Annotated in this window: 21 protein-coding genes and 1 pseudogene; 6 read left to right on the forward strand and 16 right to left on the reverse strand. The window is 47.4% G+C overall.

Going from position 1 to position 17432, the window contains the following annotated elements; genetic code table 11:
- Window positions 1–42: 42 nt before the first annotated feature.
- The 4 genes and pseudogenes from EFA47_RS18090 to EFA47_RS18105 form a co-directional block, all read right to left on the reverse strand.
- Window positions 43–342, reverse strand: a pseudogene (locus EFA47_RS18090) (recombinase); the annotation flags it as partial.
- Window positions 339–812 (reverse strand): PcfB family protein, encoded by a 474-nt coding sequence (locus EFA47_RS18095; RefSeq protein WP_002604484.1) that lies wholly within the window; start codon window positions 810–812, stop codon window positions 339–341. The pseudogene EFA47_RS18090 and the gene EFA47_RS18095, both read right to left, overlap by 4 nt.
- 36 nt (window positions 813–848) lie before the next feature.
- Window positions 849–1793, reverse strand: coding sequence for a DUF6017 domain-containing protein (locus EFA47_RS18100; protein WP_002604485.1), 945 nt, complete (start codon window positions 1791–1793; stop codon window positions 849–851).
- A gap of 128 nt (window positions 1794–1921) precedes the next feature.
- Complete coding sequence (locus EFA47_RS18105; RefSeq protein WP_002604486.1) at window positions 1922–2140, reverse strand: hypothetical protein; 219 nt, start codon at window positions 2138–2140, stop codon at window positions 1922–1924.
- 119 nt (window positions 2141–2259) lie between these two features.
- On the opposite strand from EFA47_RS18105, the gene EFA47_RS18110 reads away from it, so the two are divergent.
- The 4 genes from EFA47_RS18110 (at window position 2260) to EFA47_RS18125 (ending at window position 5668) form a co-directional block, all read left to right on the forward strand.
- Complete coding sequence (locus EFA47_RS18110; RefSeq protein WP_087255374.1) at window positions 2260–3756, forward strand: recombinase family protein; 1497 nt, start codon at window positions 2260–2262, stop codon at window positions 3754–3756.
- Window positions 3757–3811: 55 nt separating this feature from the next.
- On the forward strand, window positions 3812–4195 hold the full coding sequence (locus EFA47_RS18115) for an XRE family transcriptional regulator (RefSeq protein WP_122644613.1): 384 nt from the start codon (window positions 3812–3814) through the stop codon (window positions 4193–4195).
- Between the two features lie 188 nt (window positions 4196–4383).
- The gene (locus EFA47_RS18120) at window positions 4384–4881 is read left to right on the forward strand and encodes an RNA polymerase sigma factor (RefSeq protein WP_087200797.1); all 498 of its coding nucleotides are present in this window, start codon (window positions 4384–4386) and stop codon (window positions 4879–4881) included.
- Window positions 4874–5668, forward strand: coding sequence for a hypothetical protein (locus EFA47_RS18125; protein WP_087200795.1), 795 nt, complete (start codon window positions 4874–4876; stop codon window positions 5666–5668). The genes EFA47_RS18120 and EFA47_RS18125 overlap by 8 nt, the downstream gene beginning before the upstream one ends.
- A 106-nt stretch (window positions 5669–5774) precedes the next feature.
- Here the strand turns inward: EFA47_RS18125 and EFA47_RS18130 are convergent, their stop codons facing one another.
- The 12 genes from EFA47_RS18130 to EFA47_RS18185 form a co-directional block, all read right to left on the reverse strand.
- Complete coding sequence (locus EFA47_RS18130; protein ID WP_087200793.1) at window positions 5775–6407, reverse strand: alpha/beta fold hydrolase; 633 nt, start codon at window positions 6405–6407, stop codon at window positions 5775–5777.
- Window positions 6408–6625: 218 nt separating this feature from the next.
- A complete protein-coding gene (locus tag EFA47_RS18135; RefSeq protein WP_144018243.1) occupies window positions 6626–6829 on the reverse strand; it encodes a hypothetical protein in 204 nt (67 codons plus the stop codon).
- A 16-nt stretch (window positions 6830–6845) separates the two neighbouring features.
- Window positions 6846–7283, reverse strand: a complete 438-nt coding sequence (locus EFA47_RS18140) for a hypothetical protein (RefSeq protein WP_087200789.1) — start codon at window positions 7281–7283, stop codon at window positions 6846–6848.
- 132 nt (window positions 7284–7415) lie between these two features.
- Window positions 7416–7754 (reverse strand): nucleotidyltransferase domain-containing protein, encoded by a 339-nt coding sequence (locus tag EFA47_RS18145; protein WP_087200787.1) that lies wholly within the window; start codon window positions 7752–7754, stop codon window positions 7416–7418.
- Between the two features lie 53 nt (window positions 7755–7807).
- Entirely contained in the window at window positions 7808–8596 is a 789-nt protein-coding gene (gene srtB / locus EFA47_RS18150) for a class B sortase (protein WP_087200785.1), read from the reverse strand.
- The gene (locus EFA47_RS18155; RefSeq protein WP_087200783.1) at window positions 8593–9810 is read right to left on the reverse strand and encodes a CHC2 zinc finger domain-containing protein; all 1218 of its coding nucleotides are present in this window, start codon (window positions 9808–9810) and stop codon (window positions 8593–8595) included. The genes srtB and EFA47_RS18155 overlap by 4 nt, the downstream gene beginning before the upstream one ends.
- Before the next feature lie 31 nt (window positions 9811–9841).
- On the reverse strand, window positions 9842–10756 hold the full coding sequence (locus EFA47_RS18160) for a hypothetical protein (protein ID WP_122644614.1): 915 nt from the start codon (window positions 10754–10756) through the stop codon (window positions 9842–9844).
- 84 nt (window positions 10757–10840) lie between these two features.
- On the reverse strand, window positions 10841–13075 hold the full coding sequence (gene recD2, locus EFA47_RS18165; protein WP_087200779.1) for an SF1B family DNA helicase RecD2: 2235 nt from the start codon (window positions 13073–13075) through the stop codon (window positions 10841–10843).
- Window positions 13038–13454 (reverse strand): DUF7768 domain-containing protein, encoded by a 417-nt coding sequence (locus EFA47_RS18170; protein ID WP_087200776.1) that lies wholly within the window; start codon window positions 13452–13454, stop codon window positions 13038–13040. Before EFA47_RS18170 ends, recD2 begins: the two co-directional genes overlap by 38 nt.
- Window positions 13454–14485, reverse strand: coding sequence for a YqaJ viral recombinase family nuclease (locus EFA47_RS18175; RefSeq protein WP_087200774.1), 1032 nt, complete (start codon window positions 14483–14485; stop codon window positions 13454–13456). The genes EFA47_RS18170 and EFA47_RS18175 overlap by 1 nt, the downstream gene beginning before the upstream one ends.
- Before the next feature lie 13 nt (window positions 14486–14498).
- Entirely contained in the window at window positions 14499–15638 is a 1140-nt protein-coding gene (locus EFA47_RS18180) for a transposase (protein WP_122644852.1), read from the reverse strand.
- Between the two features lie 431 nt (window positions 15639–16069).
- Complete coding sequence (locus EFA47_RS18185; RefSeq protein WP_122644615.1) at window positions 16070–16306, reverse strand: 2-ketoisovalerate ferredoxin oxidoreductase; 237 nt, start codon at window positions 16304–16306, stop codon at window positions 16070–16072.
- A 199-nt stretch (window positions 16307–16505) separates the two neighbouring features.
- On the opposite strand from EFA47_RS18185, the gene EFA47_RS18190 reads away from it, so the two are divergent.
- Together EFA47_RS18190 and EFA47_RS18195 are read left to right on the forward strand one after the other, a co-directional pair.
- Window positions 16506–16823: a helix-turn-helix domain-containing protein gene (locus tag EFA47_RS18190; RefSeq protein WP_122644616.1), complete on the forward strand. Its 318-nt coding sequence runs from the start codon at window positions 16506–16508 to the stop codon at window positions 16821–16823.
- Between the two features lie 381 nt (window positions 16824–17204).
- Window positions 17205–17420 (forward strand): helix-turn-helix domain-containing protein, encoded by a 216-nt coding sequence (locus tag EFA47_RS18195; RefSeq protein WP_122644617.1) that lies wholly within the window; start codon window positions 17205–17207, stop codon window positions 17418–17420.
- Window positions 17421–17432: the final 12 nt, after the last annotated feature.

The following is a 17432-nucleotide window of genomic DNA, read 5'->3' on the forward strand; positions in this document are numbered from 1 at the left end:
GTGCGTCCATGTAGAGTTCCTTTACACTTAAGATTATGCACTCCATCGGGCAGAGCCGTACTCCGCGCCCTTGCGGTATTTCTTCGCGTTTTTCCCTTTGACATAGACTATCAAGCGGATAATCACCGCACCGACAATGCCGACAAGCAAATCCAACGGGTAAACGCTCGGCAAGGCGTTTTCAAAGGCTGCGGAAAATCCTTGTGTGATATTCAGTATCTTTGCAGAAATATCCGCGCCGGGGGCAAGCCGCACCGCCTGTCCGACTTTATCAAAGAGATAGACAAAGAACACATAGGGGATATTCGGAAGTATCAGCTTTTTGTAGTTGATCTGCTTCATATCTCGCGCCCCCTGTCCATTTTCTTTACCTTGTCGCGGGCGGCGTTAAGCTGCTTCGCCTTGTCCTTTGCAGCGGCAAGGGCTTTGCGGATAGAGGGCTTTTTCTCCCGGTTCAGCTTCTTTGCGGAAAACTCTTGAAACGCTGCGGTCATAACGTCCGCGTCCCGGCCTTTGAAAAACACAAGGTAACGGGTCTGCTCGCCCTTAACCTTTTTTAGCGAAAAATCTATGTTGTATTTCTTCGCCGTACTCTCAAAGGCTTTAATATTGCTGTCGGTGATCTCGATGTTGGAAACACCCGCGTTCTGCTTCATAAGCTGCCGCATGGTCTGTTTCCCATGCGCGGGTTTGCTTTTCTGCTCCAAAAACTTTTGGATTGCTTTCTGTAACGCCTGTTCGGTAAGCCGCGCCGCGCCTTTTCCCACTTTGACGTATAGGGCAATCGTTTTTTGGGTTACTTCCTCCTGCAAGGTATCAACTCCTTTCCCGGTAAAGTGCGGCTATGCTCATTCGCCGCCGTATAAGTCGTGATTGACAAGGGCGGTATAGTAGCTGTCAATGGTACTCGGCGCGTTGAACAGCACCGCTTTTAGATACTGCTTGATGTTGCGCACTTTGGTTGTGTTCTCCCTCATGCAATCCAAAACAAACTCAATATGGCTGCTGTTCAGCTTCAAAAACTTGGATTTCACCAATTCGGCGGGGTAGTCGTCCCCGGCAATACGGATTGTCTTTCGGGCTGTGCAGACGGTTTCCAGCATAAGGTCAACAATCTCGTCCAAACGGTCTTTGTCAATTTTGCAGTTTTGAATGAGATGGTCGTATTCGATATTGTCCTTGATAATCTCCCTGTAAATCTCTACTGCGCTATTGCTTTTCGCTTCCGTTCTTTTCCTTTCCGGCGGCGTAGCCGCTTCGCCATGCGCAAAGGGCAAGGGGTTTAGGGAATGGAAAGGAATGGAATCGGTACTTGATAAATCAGTAATTGATTGTTCTTTACTTAATATATCTTTATTTAATTGCGTTGGATTTTCCAACGTAGGTTTTTCCTGCGTAGGTTTTTCCAACGTTGGATTATCCAATGTTGGATTTTCCAATGTAGGTAAATCCAATATAGGCGGCTGTCCGCCGCTGGTAGCTGCTTCCGGCTCTCGCGGCTGCGGCTGCTCGTATATGACGTAATCTGCGCCCCGCAAGCGTCCCTTTTCGTCGCGCTCCCGGCTGCGCACGATATATCCGGCTTTTTCGAGTTCCTTTACCGCTTCGCGGATTGCGTCGATCTTCTCCCGGTTGATATGGGATAAGCCCGCAAGGGTATAATCCCAATCTTCGGGCAGCGAAAGCATTTGCGACAACAAGCCCTTTGCCTTTAAGGACAATTCCTTGTTTCGCAAGTGGTGGTTGCTCATAACGGTATATCCCGTATTTCGCTCCACTCTGAAAACTGCCATATTTCCTCACTTCCTCTCTTGGTATGCGTGGACAATTAGAAAGCCGTTTTCGGCTGTTTTGGTATTGCAATATGCCCTTTGCCGTTTTCGCGTCTGCAAAGCCGCATGGCACAAGGGCTTTTGCCCGTCTATTTGTCCATGCTGGCGTGCGTTTTCCGCGTCCTTTTGCCGGGGCAATAGGGACACTCTTTGAAAACGCAAAACTCATATTTCCACCCGGGGCGGTAGAAACGGCAAGTGCCGCAATCTTCATCATCTCCGGCACAACCGGATTGATAGCGGTCAAATCCCGGCTTCTGCTGCATGAGCAATTCAAACGCCCGCTGCTTGCCCTTTGTGAAATACATTCCGGCTGCACCTCCTTTCCTGCGGGCATAAAAAAACGGCGTTACTTTCTCCCCCAAAGGGGTTAAGGTAACGCCGTTTGTGTGCGTATTCAGTTTTTAACACATTCCCTGTCTATCCGCTGTCCGCAAAACCATTGATTTTATTAGCTTTTTGCCGCTATCGCTATCACACCTCATTATTTGAACGCCCGGATTTTCAGCGCATGATGGACGATGTGGAAGCCGGAAAAGTAAACTGCATTGTCACGAAAGACCTTTCCCGTTTCGGGCGGGAACATGTGATGATGGACTACTATCTGGAATTTCTGTTCCCGGAAAAACGGGTGCGCTACATCGCCGTTGCGGAGAATGAGGACACAGAGAAAGGGCTTTCCGATTTTGTCCCGTTCAAAAACCTGTTCAATGAATGGTTTGCGAAAGATACAAGCCGCAAGGTAAAGGCCGCTTTCAAAGCAAAGTTTGCCACAGGACAGCGTATCGGCGCTTATGCTCCCATCGGGTACAGGAAACACCCGGAAATCAAAAACAAGCTGATAATCGACGAGGAAACCCGCTGGATAGTGGAGAAGATTTTTGACCTCGCCATTCATGGCAGAGGGGCGGCCAGTATCACAAGAATACTGATTGCGGAAAAGGTTCCCACGCCGGGATTTATCAACTTCCAGCGTGACGGGACTTTCGCAAACATCTATGCGGGTGCGCCAGAGGAAAAAAGCTACGCATGGACGATAGCGCAGGTCAAGAGCATTATGAAAGACGAAACCTATATCGGCCATACCATCCACTACCGGGAAACAAACATTTCCTTTAAGAACAAGCGGAGGATACGCAAGCCCCAAAGTGAATGGGTGCGGGTGGAGAACACGCAGGAGCCGATTATCAGCGAACAGGTTTTCCGGCAGGTACAGGAGCAGATAGCAAACCGCCGCAGAAAATGCAAGGACGGTACAACACAGATTTTTTCCGGATTGGTAAAATGTTCGGATTGCGGCTGGTCGTTGTCCTATGGGGAGAACAGGCAGAACAGCAAGCCTTACGGCCATTATCATTGTAGCAAGTACGGACAGGGCACACGCCAATGCTCCATGCATTATATCCGCTATGATGTGCTTTACGCCTATGTCCTCTCCCGTCTGCAATACTGGTCGGGGCTGGTACAGCATGATGAAGAACGGCTTTTGAAGCGGCTGTTAAACGCCAATGACAAGGGACAGGCCGCCGCAAGAAAGAAGCAAGCCGCAGAGTTGAACAAAGCGGAGAAGCGGAAAGCCGAAGTCGATACCCTGTTTGCCCGGATGTATGAGGACTGGGCGGCGGGGCGTATCACAGAATACAACTTCTCTATGCTGTCCGGGAAGTACCAGAGCGAACAGGCTGAACTGGACACAAAGATTGAACAGCTTCAATCCGCTATCGCCACTGAAAGCCAGAACGCCGCAGACGCAGAAAAATGGATTGCCTTGATGAAAGAGTGCGTCAATCCAACAGAACTGACCGCCGAACTTTTGAATACGCTGATTGAAAAAATCGTTGTCCATGAAGCGGTCAAAGGTGAGGACGGAAGCCGGGAACAGGAGGTAGAAATCTTCTACCGCTTTATCGGCAAAATTGATTAAATGACACCAATATTTTTAACTATGTGATACCGGCTTATCGGTTCCTGACTCCAGTATGCTGATCTCCTTAGCAAACGAACTGGATACTTCTGTAAGCATACTGCTTGGAGAAACCGTACCGGAACACGACCTAAAGGAAACAGACCTAAAAAGCATTTCTGAAAAACTGGAAAGCATTAACCTCCAGTTTGCCAAAAGAAGCAGGATGCGGATCCGGCTGATCCGCTATCTGCTCCTTGCATTGTGTGTGCTTATAGCGGTAGGCTTTATTGCTTTTGCAGCGATGCACGGAGAATATCTGGACTGGGATTACAGCAATCCGGAATATGCAGTTGCAGGGACCATACTGCATGGCGTTGAATTTCTGTTTGTAAGATTGGCGCCTTTCGTCTTTATTGGTTCCATCATCGGGATCATATTCACATATAAAAAAAGATAACCCTGTCTCCGGAGTCATATTTTAGAAGAAATCCCACGCACAGTATGCATAACACCGCCAGCACTTACACTGACGGTGTTTCCTTTACCCGTTCTCTCTGCCACCCATCTGCAATGATTATCATTTCATGAGTAATATTGAACTGCTTTTCTGTGTCTAATAGATGAAAGGGGGTGCGAAAAGATATAATGCCGACAGATCAATATTTAGAAAGACTGATGCAGGAATATGGAGACAGCATTTTCCGTATGTGCTATTTATATCTAAAAGATTACCACCTTGCCGAAGACGCTGTTCAGGAAACTTTCATTAAAGCAATGAAATCATATGATTCGTTTGCGCATAAATCGAGTGAAAAAACATGGCTAATACGAATTGCGATAAATACCTGCAAAAATATCATGAGAAACCGGTGGTTTCAAATAATTCAAAATAATCTGGAAGATCATATAGAGAAAATCGGCGATAATCCAATAGAAGAGATGTTGGAAAAAACCAGTGTTTCAGAGGCTATCATGCGACTGAATGCGAACGACAGACAAATCATCCTATTGTACTATTATCAAAATCTGTCTGTCAGAGAAATTGCCAAAATAATCGGTAAATCTGAAAACGCTACGATACAGCGTCTCAACAGAGCGAGAATAAGGCTAAAGGGAAATTTAGTGGAGGTAGGGTATGAATGATTTTAGTTTGAAAAATGTAATCGACCGTGAACTTGAAGAAATTAAATTAAGTGATAGCGTAAAAAAGAATATAAGAAAAGGCGTGGTTCATCGAAAATCCTATCCAATAATAAAAAGTATTGCAGCTTCCATTGCTGTTATTGTCCTAACCGGAACTACTGTTTTTGCCGGGCACTATATATTAAACAAAGTTCAGGTGAATGAAACTGTCTTGCCGGAATTAGATGCTATGCAGGTTGTCCAGGTGAATGAAATGGATGCTATCGCCGATGAAAACGGAATGGTTGATGCAAATTATAATGATTATGATGCAATAAAGCAGGATTTGGGTGTTGATTTATTAGATACTGACTTATCACAGAATAACTCTTATATGCTGGGGAATGTAAGTACCGATGAAAAAGATTTTTTAATTGTTACCATTGACAATTACATTTTAGGAGACACAAGTAACTATCATTTTATTGATGAGGAAAACAGATATTCCTATGACAGTGGGGAAAAATATTCTTCACCCGTTTCATTATCTGTAGATATCATTTTGAGTGAAAATCAACTGAATAACGGTTGGGATACCGATTATCTCGGACTATATGAATTTGCTGAAAGTTATACTTCAGAACAAGGATACGCAGTAAATATTATCGAAGATACGGTTGAAGAAGAAAATTTGAAAGACTATGTGTCAGAAAAAGTAGCGATCTTCGTGGCAGACGGAATACGCTATACTTTGAAAGGGAGAACCTCATTGGATGAGATGAAATCTATTGTGGATTCAATGAAATAAATTATCTGTGTTCTTTATTAAAGCAGGCGCCGGTTCCCCGGTGCCTGTGCTATCATTTACTTCACCTCTATAAAGCATCGTTTCATGCAACATTGATGAAGTATTCTCAAAAATCATTTTTTGAATAAAACTCAGTTAAAATTTGAGCTAAAACTTCTGGATTTTCCTCATTTACCACATGACCTGTATCCTCAATAATTTCCAATTCTGCATTTTTAATATTTTGCGCCAAAAAATGCGCTGATTTTATGTTTGCACTATCTTTCTTTCCACAAAGGACTAAAGTGGGACATTCAATACTTTTAACTCTATTGCTGAAATCTAAGTTCTTCATAGTATTCCCTAAAGCAAATGTATTCTTTTTATCAAAGGCCATCGTTTCAAAAATAGATTTTGGCAAAAATCTGAAGATTATATTTTGAAAACTAAAAGCCAGCTTCGGGACTTTATATGGTGTTCCAATTAAAACCAATGTTTTTACTTTCTGCGGAAAATCAAGAGTATAGTTTAATGTCAAAATACCACCTAATGAAAGACCGCATAAATGAATATGTCCATCAATTTCGTTGCAATATTTTACAAATACAGAATACAGGTTTTCATAACTCGCCTCTTTCCCTTCGAGGATGGAGGATAGATTTGGACATACTATATCTTCATTGTCTCCCATGTATGAAATTATTTTATCCCAACTTGTTGCTTTGTGTCCTGATCCGTGAACTAAAATTTTTGTTGCCATAACCATTTCCTCCATATAAGTTCATCAAAAAATCCATAAACATCACTCTGTTTTTCAAATATACGTTAAATTTCCAGATGCTCCGTATAGTTCTCATTATAAGGGATAAGTTCCAAAATGTAATACCTAAAATCATTCTTTAAATCTCTTTTTTCAAAAGAACTATTCCCATTTATCATAGCGCAGGCACCGGTTCCCCCGGTGCCTGTACTGGTCATTTACCGCTTCACATAGATAACGGTATTCTGCCTGAAGCCGTTCTCTTTACAAAAATCCTGATACACTTCTTCCAACTCAGCAAGATTACACACATCCAGTTCTGTTTCATCCTCCCTGCCATCACTATTGATAAAGCCGATCCGGTAACTACAGATCCGTTTTCTGTTTGTCACGATTCCTTTTCCTGCTTCTCTGATCGTCATCTCCATCCTCCATTCTTCAGGCAGCTTTTTCCTGATTTTTTTCATACATTTCCGGGAATACATCCTTCGCCTTTTCCGGTAACAGGAGGCAGAACAACTCCTCGTACCGTTTATATGCCGGATCGTTAAGCGGCGCCTTCAGAGATGTAAGGCTCCAGACCAGCATTTCCTCTTCCTCGGTATCGTATTTTCCAGGAATAAAACCGTTGCCGTTGTAAACGGGCTTTGGCGGTCTGCCGATCTCCTGCAGTTTCCCTTTTGTCTCAGCCTGCTGGATCATTTTGATCTTCTTCTGTACAAACCCTAAGATAATCTCCTCCAACATCCCCCGCTCCTGATAATACCAGGCCCGCCGGAAGATTGATTGGAGTGTTTGTATCCGTTCTTCCGCAAGCGTATCGTTTTCTTTCCATATAATTTCCGCCAGTGCTTTGGCATATTCAAATTCCAACATAACTGTTCTCTCCTAAAATAAAAAAAGACCGGCAGGGAAATTTTTCTTTCCCATACCGGCGCAATATTTTGTGATCCATATATTATAATGATTGCAAAGGCAAGTTCCTTAGCTCCGCCGATATCATCTAAATCAGGCTGCATAAAGTTCTACCCCTTCCTTTTTGATATTATTGTAGAATGGATACGCCCGAAGCCATTTTTCAAAATGGTCCTTGTTCTTTACGATTGGCATAATCATCAATTCATAATCAAAATTATACTCAAATGTAAGATCAGAAAGGACATGTCCTCTTTGCGAAATTTCTTCATCTGTCATATCAACCAGTATCATAATGTCAATATCCGAGTCCGCACGAAAATCTCCTCTGGCATAAGAGCCATATAAAATGACCGCGCTTAACCCAGATCCATATAGTTTCTGCAACTCTTTTACATATTGCTGAAGAATGTTCATCAAATCCTGAGACATCGAATCCCTCCGTTCCTTCTATAATCCTAATATATCCATTTTCCCTGCTGAAATCAACGTATGTTTCTTTCGTTATCCATCACTTTCTTCAGTTTTCCATGGACAATATAACGATAGTCTCTCCTGGAACTGACACAGGTGGAAAGTGTCACCACCCGGTCTGTTTCTGCGACTTCCACGCCGGTATCATACCCTGCATAGGAACGGATCTTCCCCAGGAAATTCTGGAAATCATCCGCTTCCGGAAACGCATAGGTGTAAGCCTCGCTGCCCACATACCCGGCATAACAGGAGAAGATCTGATATTCCAGCACTTTCCCCGGCACATACAGGTAAAAATAAGGGTTCTCCTCCCACAAAGCCTGATCCTGGTAATGGGATAGGGTTCCAAACATACTTCCGTTTTTCATATTGTGGCCGTAGATGATCGTGTTCTGGTCCGTGAAATCCGGCTGGTTATGGCAGTCTGCGAAAATGCTGCCGCTGCTGTTGTACTCCCCGGTGATCAGATGATGCAGATAATACGCATTATCATTCCGCTGCACCACCGGATAGCTGACCGAAAGGCCGGGAATATCAATCCAGGCGATCACATCCGGGTTTACCGCCTGAAGCCCTGCGAAATCAATCTGAAGGTATCCGGACGGCTCTGCTTCCGGTTCATCTGTCTCATCTTCCGGCGTATCTTCCGGTTCCTCCACAAAAGCGGAGAGTTCCTCATAGGTATCTTCGCCCTCCTGGTATTCCCCGTAGATGCCCCGCAGCTTCCACACTGAAAAGATCAGCACACCTATGGAAAGAAGGATCCCTGCCAGCAACAGCAGCCGTTCTCCCTTTTTCATCTTTTTGTTCCAACTCCTTTCTCCTCTGGCAAAGGGGCTGATTTTTCAGCCCTCTTTGCGTAATAATAGTCATCGATCCCTTTGATCTTTCCGGCCCAGTTACCATCTGAGTCCTGGTCCCAGACCATCCGGGTGACCGGCAGGGATAACTCCCGGCAGATCCCGTAGACTTTCCCACAGGCGTTCTGGATAATCCGCCGCTTTTCCACCTTGTACGGGCATGTTTCCTGTTCCCCATGCGCCTGGCACTGGGAGCATTTATGATACTGCCTGTCACAGTCTGTCTTCAGCTTTTTATCCATATCGTAGGTTTCCACCAGCCGTTTCATCTTCCTGTGCTGCAGTTCTTCCAGCACAGGCCGGACGCTCCGATACATATTGACGCCGGCCGCGCAGATAAAGGTGTTCCCGGACAGATAATGGGCGATGGAGCCTTTTAAGCCGCCCTCTGTCAGATACACGGTCTCCGCATCCGGGTCGCCGATCACATGGACCGGACTCCCGGAGGAAGTACCGCCTGGATATCCCGCACTGGAAAACCACAGATATTTATTGTTATCCCTTGGCTGGTCCAGCCGGATCTGACATGCCTGGATGTTTCCGTCCACCGATTCCACCGGAACCAGGAACCCGGAATTTTTCGCTTTAAAGTTCATGGTCCATCGTCCCGTATCATCCTGATAGAAACCGGGGACGCCTTCCAGTTCACAGTCTCTTTCCAGCAGGCTTTCTGCAAGCTTATGCAGGCCGTAGAGCGGAACGCTCTTGTATCTGCGCTCTTTGATCTGCTCCATGGTAAGGCCCCGTTCCAGTAAATTTTCCTTATGGATCTCATACAAAGGGAGTAAATCCAGCATTTCCTTATACGTGCGGTGCCGTACTTCAAGAGGCGCCAGTTTTGATTGTTCCGGCTCAGCCTGCGCTTTCTTTTTCGCCTGCTGTGCCTCCCGGTATTCCCCTTTGTTCAGAGCCTCTCGGATTTCCTGGTTCGCTTCCCGGTAAGTCAGGTTGTGCAGATCCGCATAAAGCTGGAGCATCCCGCCGGATCTGTCGCAGCGGTTGCAGCGAAAGACATTTTTTGCGGGATGGATGTTCAGCCTTCCTTTGGTATCGCCGCAGAAGGGGCAGTCATAATAATTTCCCCGCCGCTTGTGAAGCCGCAGGAGATGAACCACATCCAGAATGTCATAGTCAAAGTCCGGTCCATCATACATTTACCGCTTTCCTCCTTTCCCTGCCGCCGGATCAGCCGGCAAGCGGGAGCGCCTGATTTAATAACACTCTGGCTGCCGCCGGGATCAGGTTGTTATGCCCCCGGTAGTTGGCCGCAAAGTAATCCAGGCTGGAAGGGCTTTCCACTGCCACCTGCCCCATACTCATACCGCCGTATTTCCCTTTGCCGCCGATGATGACGGCTCTTGCCTGTTCATACGACATCTGCTTTACCAGTTCTTCCACCGGGAGAGAACCATCTAAGGGGCTTTCCTGGGCTGCCCTGCGTCCGGGCGCCGCTGGATTCTGAGGCGGCATTCCCATGACGTTTCCCTGGCTTTTTGCCTGATGGTAATACTGATCCATCATGTTCTGGCCCGCATAGGCGAGTGTTTCCATGCCCCGATAAGGAGCTGCGCCCTGGCTGCCCGGATAAACCGGTTCGCTGTTCCCGGCTGCCTGCGGATCGTTCCACTGCGCATCCGGGCTTGGATACTGCAGCGGTACGGGGATCCCCGCATCCACCTGGTTCGGGTCATTGCTTTCTCCCACATCGGCAAACTGGACGCCAAATCCGGCGTCAGACAGCGCCCTTCCTACGGCAGCCGTTTCCGCCATCTCAAGGAATTTATCCCCAAACTTCGGATCGTCTGTCCGGAACTTCATGGAAAAAGCATTCGCCACGTAATTCTCCGGCGCATCCGTATAACTCAGATAGATCTTCGCCTCTGCCAGCGCCATATTTTCATTAAAGTGGACGATATGGCTTTCGATCCGTCCCGTCGGATAAACCAGGCGGAACCAGAGTTTCCGGTATTTCACATCCAGATAAAGCTGATCCGGCTGCCCCTCCTGAGAGATCGTCCTGGCAAGTTCCAGCGGTTCAAATCCCTCAACTCTGTTCAGGTTTCCCACTGCCTTTGATTTTTTGTACAGTAATTCGTTCATGTTCTGCTCCTTTCTCAGGAAAGCAGACCATCCTTACATAAAAGGAATAGCCTGCTTTTTCCTCTGATTGAAAAAAATTTATTTTTACACCGCAAGTTTCAACTGCTCCGGTTCCTGTTCCCTGAGATATTGCTGGTAAAAACGGACGATTCGCTCCCCCAAGATGGTATTGCGCCGCCCGGAGTCATCGTTATGTACCGCCTGGCAGACAGCCCGCCAGTCTCCAACAAGATAGACTGTTTTCTTGGCCCTGGTGATACCGGTGTACAGGATGTTCCTCTTCAGCATCACCCGGAACGCAAACAGCCAGGGGATGATGACAACCTCACATTCTGAGCCCTGGGCTTTATGGATGGTAATGGCATTGGCATGTTCGATCATTTCCATCTGCTCCGGCTCATATTCCACCGTGCGCCCGTCGGGAAATGCAACCACTGTGATCACCGTTCCCTCCGGGTTGGTATAAAAAGCCTGTATCGTCCCCAAATCGCCGTTGCTGGCCATCAGGGTATTCTTATTCTGCATGACCTTATCCCCTTCCCGGAATGTCTGGCTCCCGGCCGTCACTTCCTTTTTTCCCGCATCCGGCGGGTTCACCAGATCCTCAACGGATTGGTTCAGTGCCTTGGAACCATTAACAGTTTTATTCTTGTAGGGCGTCAGGATCTGCACGCCATCCAGCCCGTATCGTCCGATCTCTCTCTGATAAAGATGCCGGACTGTCTCTGCGGTCTCTTCTACAGTCGCACAGGAAATAAAATAGAAGTCCTCCCCGAACTGGAAATCCGTCCGGTTCTCCTGCATCTTTTTCGCATTGAGATAAATGCTGCTGGACGCTCCCTGCCGGAAGACTGCCTCCAGCCGGGTCACCGGGATCAATCCGCAGGAAATCAACTGGCGGAAAACATCACCGGCTCCCACTGAAGGAAGCTGGTCCACATCCCCGACTAAAAGGATCCTGGCCTCTGGCTTTACCCGGCGGAAGAACTCATATCCAAGGTGCATATCCACCATGGATACCTCATCCAGATTCAGGAAGTCGGCGGAAAGATAGTCCCAGTCCGGCTGAAAATCCGATGATTCCCCTAAAAGCCCCAGAGCCATATGGATCGTAGAAGCCTCCTCGTATCCCGTACTTTCCGCCATCCGGCGTGCAGCCCGCCCGGTGGGGGCCATAAGCTGTACTTTGGTACGGCAGATCTGGTCGTGTATATACAGGATGACCTTTAAGACCGTTGTTTTTCCTGTCCCCGGGCCGCCGGTAATTATGCTGATCCTGTGTTGGAACACCATGCGCACTGCCTGTTCCTGCTGTCTGGACAGCGTAAGGGAGAGTACCCTTTGCGCTTCTTTGAGTTTCTCCTCAATATCCAGTTCCTGTACCGGGTCCAAAAGACGCCTTGCGATCATGGATGCAGTCTGGGTTTCTTCCTCATACAGCCTGGCCACATAGACTCGATCCTCATCCAGCACAATGCTTCCCTGCATGACCAGCCGGTAAAGGATCTGCTGGACCTCTGTTTCTGTTACCTGCTGGCCGTAAACATTATCGTTCAGAAGTTCCAGGGAACGCCGGACCAGTTCTTCCCTGTACAGGAAGAGATGGCCTTCCTCCTTCATGGCGGACTCCATAATATACGCTAGGCAGCCGGAAATCCGCATGGGATCATTGAGCCGCTGGCAGAGCTGCCTTCCAATCTCATCTACCGTCAAAAAGCCGAACCCTTTGACGGCACAGAGCATATAGGGGCGCTTCCGTATAACCTCAACAGATTCATCATGGAATTTCTGCAGGATCAGGTTTACCTTGTGGGGCGTCACCTTATAGGGCGCCAGGAATGTCATCAGTTCCCTGAACACCTTGTTCTTCCCAAAGGATTCCACAATCGTCTCCAGCTTCTTCCTGGAAATCCCCCGGATCTTTAACAGTTCCTCCGGATGGTTTTCCATGACCTCCAGTGTCTGAAGCCCAAACTCACGGTAGATGGCTTCCGCCACTTTAGGGCCAACGCCTTTGACCACACCACAGGAGAGGTATCCAATGATCCCCTCCCGTGTCCTCGGCACAACTTCCATGAAATTTTCCACCTGAAGCTGCATCCCATAGCTAGTGTTTTCCCACTTTCCTTCCATCTCCACTTCGATCTGGTCGGTCAAGGGAAGGTCAAAGCCCACTGCGGTAAAACCGATCATTTTCCTTGTCTGAAGGTATTTATCCCTGGCTGCCAGCGGTACAGAAGTATCCTGTGTTGTAAAAAGGGCAACAGTATAACCGCTCCCCTCATTCAGAAATATTTTTTTCTGGAATCTGCACCGCATCCTTTAATTCCTCCCAATTCTTAATCAGTTTCAGTCCAAATGGTATCCGCCGGTCATCAAACCAGTACACCCCCTTTCCTGTATCCCAGGCATGGAGGATTTCTCCTTTCATCCCGGAAGAAATCCGCTCGCCACAGATAATCAGCACATCGCAAAAATCTAAAAGCTGTTTCCCAATGGAGAGCGCCAGTTCCCGTTCCTCCGGGATTGTGTCGTCCAGCATCAGAGGCAGATAAGCATGAGAGGCAAAGGTGCGGCAATGAAATGCCCGGCTGATCGTATCCAGCCATATTTTTGCAATCATCATGTTCTCCAATCGCTCTTCCCTGGTTTTCGCAGACAGCGGTGAACAGATATACGCCCGTTTTCCTTCTAACATCAGGCCACCTCCTTCTTCAACCGGAAGACCCTGTTCTCGGTTTCCGTTGTATATTCCTCGAAAATATCCGGGTGCTGCACTTTCAGCTTTTCCAGATTCTCTTTTCCGATCATTGTCCGGCGTGTGGGGCTGAAGGTAATCCTGTAACGGTTTGTGCCGTCCTCCAGCAGCGCCTTGCACCCCTGGCCCATCTGTTCTACAAATGGAATAATGATCGCCTTCTGTTCAGAGTCAATCTCTTTTTTCCGCTTTTCAAGCTGGGATTTTTCCTCGGAAAGAGAAAGGTATCGCTCCAGGCTGCGGGCTTCCAGTCCGGAAATGCTGATCTCCGGGATGGACTTATCCGCATACCCGCTGTAACGGCGGATGCTGGCAAGCACCAGATCCGGCTTCCCACTCAGCGGCGGCTCCACCTTTTTCTCCACATACTCCGTCCAGAAATATTCTTCCTGCTCGATGATGTTCTCTTCTTCCAGAAGATCCCGGTCCAGCGGATAATACACAAAATCCTTTTCGCTGTTCCCCCACAGGCAGGCAATGAACGCATGATGGATATTCATGACTGCCATATAGTGGCGGACCTGGTAAATATAGTGGTCCGGTATATTTCCATCCGCCCACTTGTCCTTTGCATTATAATTGCAGGTTTTGCACTCCAGGATAGCGAAACTTCCGTCCGGCATACGCACGAAAAAATCCACATCCGCCAGCATAAACGGATACAGGGGATGCCGGAACATGATCCGCACCGGGAATACCTCCAGGCCGGTTTTCTTTGAAAAGATCTCCGCCACCAGGTCCTCCAGCCGGTGCCCGACTTCCAGGGCGACCCAGTTGCTTTCTTCTTCGATCACAGGCTCTACGCCGATCTTATCATTGTACAGGTCTCGGCTGGTGGCAAAGGGGGAGATCCCCATGATCGCAGCCACGTCGCTGCCTCCGATTCCCAGTCGGCGGTAAGAGAGCCACTCCTCCTGGGTAAGATCACTGATATCGACAACCTGTTCCGGTGTATAATTCAAATCCAACATATGTTCTTTCCTCCTAACAGTTCACGGCTGCGCATACGTCATAGTCCTTCCAGTCCATCGCCAGTGCCTTTGTGATGTCCTCTTCCATACGCAGGATACGGCACCCGGAAAATCCTTCGCAGGCTGCGAAGAAAGGCGCCTCATTCATGGCATAGTAAAGGTCATGGGCGCTGCAGGGACCTTCCCCGTTCTGGGCCACATACATTTCCACTACCTCATTACGGATCGACGCTTTGATCTTCAGCTTTTTCATCAGCAGATGCAGGCAGTTGGCAGGGTTGCGGATCTCAATGTCCAGAAGCGCTGTCAGACGTTCTGTGGCGTCCTGATATCTCGCATACACTTCCTTCAGATTTTCCCGGTAATCCAGGATCGTACTGTGGTTCCGGTGTGCCAGAGTGATCGGACTTCCCAGGCTGAGCGTATGGCTGTTGCCGTCTGTCAGCAACATCGGATACAGGTTCACCCCGCTGGCCGCCACATCAGAAGTGGTCAGGCGCAGCGCCGGAGTAAGAAATTCCTTGTTGATCCCGTACCGGTCCAGCGCATCCCTGTATGTATCCAGAAGCTCCTGGTTCCCGGCAAGCGTCCACATGGCGCTCATCACAGAGTGGTCATAGGTCCCGGAGCCTTCCAGATAGGTGCTCCCCTTAAAATTCTTGTGCAGATACTCGCTTGTCGTCTCAAAGATCGCCTTCATATCCAGCACGCTGTAATCATGGGCGTCCCCGCCGTGTACAGCGGAAACCTTCCCATCCGCAATCTTGATGAGGCTTTCTCCTTTCGCCACTTTCAGGCAACAGTTCACTACCTTCGCATAGGTCCTTACATCCAGCTTGCGAAGGCCCTCTCCGCTGATACCGGCACGACCTAAAATGGTCTGGATGGCACAGTTCCGGACCGGATACGCCTCCCCCCGTACCTTCAGTACAAGGCGGGTGTGCTTTTCCGTATCCTTCAGGATCTCCTCCATCTCTGCGTCCCCATTCTCCAGGTTGTCCGCCTCTTTCTCCAGCGGCACCAGCCGAAGAGACCGGGTCGGCTTGCGGATCCACTGTGAGGACTGAAGCCTCCGGCCCAGAAATGCAAGCATCTCCTCCGCCGTCGCAAAGGTCTTTTCAAAACCGTCTGCATACACCATTGTTTCATTCATGTTTTTCTTCCACCTTTCTTTAAAATATTTATCCATAAACAGCCGAAGCTGATTGTGGCAGGCCACACACTTATACAACATCCGGAAAAAGCCTTGCCTTTCCGGATAAACAGCAATAAAAAAGGATGCACAGAGAAACGTCCTGTTTTCTCCATCCATCCTTTTAAAATCTGGTTTTCCACCTATAAAACAAAAAAAGTGCCACACAGCCATTACCGGCATACGGTGACACTACACTACAAACATAAACAACTTATGCTGGGAAAAGCGCCTGCCTTTCCTCTCCATGTCCGGGATTTCACAAAATCCCAAAACATTTCTCCCCACAGGGGAACGCATAAAAAAGAACTATATCAGTATACTAGCACAGGATATAGGTGCTGTCAATTTGTTTTACACTATATATAGTTATTTCAGTCATCCAGGTTCCCTTATCTTGTGCTGTCTTTTTTCTGATGCTCCTGGTTTTCAGCCGATCCGCTGTCTGCCAGGACAAACCGGATCTGCCTGTCCAGAAACTCCCGACAGCTCGTCAGGATCTTTCCATGCTGTTCCTGTTCCCTGCAGGCATTCTCGCTGCACTTTTCCCCGAAAACGCAGCCGTCGCAATTATTTGCCAGCGCCTCCCGTATCCAGTCCAGCTCCTTCTGTGTACCTATGATTTTCATGCCCAAACACCTCTCTATCATCATACCCCAAAACGACGGTTCTATCACAATTTTTTCTCCAACTGTATTATAACAGGAAATTACGGTTATATTCCGTAATATATCCGGTTTACAGAATAATATATCTTTTTTAATCCGTAATTTACTGTAAATAAATAGTTTACAATCGTAAGAAAAGGTGTGAAGTGAGGTGATAGGAATGGACAAAAAATTCATCGGTGACCGGATAACCGAACTGCGGATCAAAAAGAATATCTCTGAATATCAGATGAGCCTGGATCTCGGCAAGAATAAAAGTTATATCCAGTCCATTTCCGCCGGACGCTCCCTGCCGACCATGCAGAACTTCCTTGATATCTGTGAATACCTGGAAGTAACGCCTGCACAGTTCTTTGATACAGACCTTCACAATATTCCCCTATTTGAAAAAGCAACAGACCTGCTGAAACAGATTGATGACGAAGATATCCTTGCGGTCATCAGCATCCTGAACAGGCTCGCCGCCAGACACAAATAGTTTTCCAAAAGCTGCCCGACTAAAAAGGCAGCTTTCTTCTTTTTCTAATTTTTTTCCACTTTCTTCAAATTCCCCACTATTTTCTTTACAAATGGCAAAAACCATGAGGAACCTTGAAAACTGCATAAACTCCTTGTAAGAGGGATACAGGTGTCCGCAGATAGTGCAGCATTTTGCGTGCCTGCGGGCTTTAAGATTGCATAGCGACGCCGAAGACGCGGCTTGAGAAGGCGCAGGAACTGGCTTATGGGGAGGATTGTTTTCTTTTTATTTGAACTATCTTTAATACTAAAATTTACAACCTGGCGGAAAAAACGTATAATAATGGCACGAGGATGTCTTAGTTATACGTTTTTCCTGCTGTGTTTGAAAGGAGGATAAATGACAGCAGAAACCAACTACTCAACAACATCTGCGTTATCATCCGGTGGATCTGATACTTACTCGGTAAGTGATATAGCCATCATTCTTGGGATCAGCAAAAAATCTGCTTATAAATTATGTGAGCAGGATTTCTTTATTTCCAAACGGATAGGCAGAATTATACGGGTAAATAAAAAATCCTTTGAGGACTGGCTGAACGGCAGACCTGAATAAAGGAGAAAAACG

Origin of the sequence: Luxibacter massiliensis, from assembly GCF_900604355.1 — a bacterium.
Taxonomy (GTDB): domain Bacteria; phylum Bacillota; class Clostridia; order Lachnospirales; family Lachnospiraceae; genus Luxibacter; species Luxibacter massiliensis.

Bases quoted from the DNA above. Each gene is read 5' to 3' on its own strand.
- EFA47_RS18100 (WP_002604485.1), bottom strand. From the start codon at position 1,793: ATGGCAGTTTTCAGAGTGGAGCGAAATACGGGATATACCGTTATGAGC.
- EFA47_RS18105 (WP_002604486.1), bottom strand. From the start codon at position 2,140: ATGTATTTCACAAAGGGCAAGCAGCGGGCGTTTGAATTGCTCATGCAG.
- EFA47_RS18115 (WP_122644613.1), top strand. From the start codon at position 3,812: ATGCTGATCTCCTTAGCAAACGAACTGGATACTTCTGTAAGCATACTG.
- EFA47_RS18120 (WP_087200797.1), top strand. From the start codon at position 4,384: ATGCCGACAGATCAATATTTAGAAAGACTGATGCAGGAATATGGAGAC.
- EFA47_RS18125 (WP_087200795.1), top strand. From the start codon at position 4,874: ATGAATGATTTTAGTTTGAAAAATGTAATCGACCGTGAACTTGAAGAA.
- EFA47_RS18130 (WP_087200793.1), bottom strand. From the start codon at position 6,407: ATGGCAACAAAAATTTTAGTTCACGGATCAGGACACAAAGCAACAAGT.
- EFA47_RS18135 (WP_144018243.1), bottom strand. From the start codon at position 6,829: ATGACGATCAGAGAAGCAGGAAAAGGAATCGTGACAAACAGAAAACGG.
- EFA47_RS18140 (WP_087200789.1), bottom strand. From the start codon at position 7,283: ATGTTGGAATTTGAATATGCCAAAGCACTGGCGGAAATTATATGGAAA.
- EFA47_RS18145 (WP_087200787.1), bottom strand. From the start codon at position 7,754: ATGTCTCAGGATTTGATGAACATTCTTCAGCAATATGTAAAAGAGTTG.
- srtB (WP_087200785.1), bottom strand. From the start codon at position 8,596: ATGAAAAAGGGAGAACGGCTGCTGTTGCTGGCAGGGATCCTTCTTTCC.
- EFA47_RS18155 (WP_087200783.1), bottom strand. From the start codon at position 9,810: ATGTATGATGGACCGGACTTTGACTATGACATTCTGGATGTGGTTCAT.
- EFA47_RS18160 (WP_122644614.1), bottom strand. From the start codon at position 10,756: ATGAACGAATTACTGTACAAAAAATCAAAGGCAGTGGGAAACCTGAAC.
- recD2 (WP_087200779.1), bottom strand. From the start codon at position 13,075: ATGCGGTGCAGATTCCAGAAAAAAATATTTCTGAATGAGGGGAGCGGT.
- EFA47_RS18170 (WP_087200776.1), bottom strand. From the start codon at position 13,454: ATGTTAGAAGGAAAACGGGCGTATATCTGTTCACCGCTGTCTGCGAAA.
- EFA47_RS18175 (WP_087200774.1), bottom strand. From the start codon at position 14,485: ATGTTGGATTTGAATTATACACCGGAACAGGTTGTCGATATCAGTGAT.
- EFA47_RS18180 (WP_122644852.1), bottom strand. From the start codon at position 15,638: ATGAATGAAACAATGGTGTATGCAGACGGTTTTGAAAAGACCTTTGCG.
- EFA47_RS18185 (WP_122644615.1), bottom strand. From the start codon at position 16,306: ATGAAAATCATAGGTACACAGAAGGAGCTGGACTGGATACGGGAGGCG.
- EFA47_RS18190 (WP_122644616.1), top strand. From the start codon at position 16,506: ATGGACAAAAAATTCATCGGTGACCGGATAACCGAACTGCGGATCAAA.
- EFA47_RS18195 (WP_122644617.1), top strand. From the start codon at position 17,205: ATGACAGCAGAAACCAACTACTCAACAACATCTGCGTTATCATCCGGT.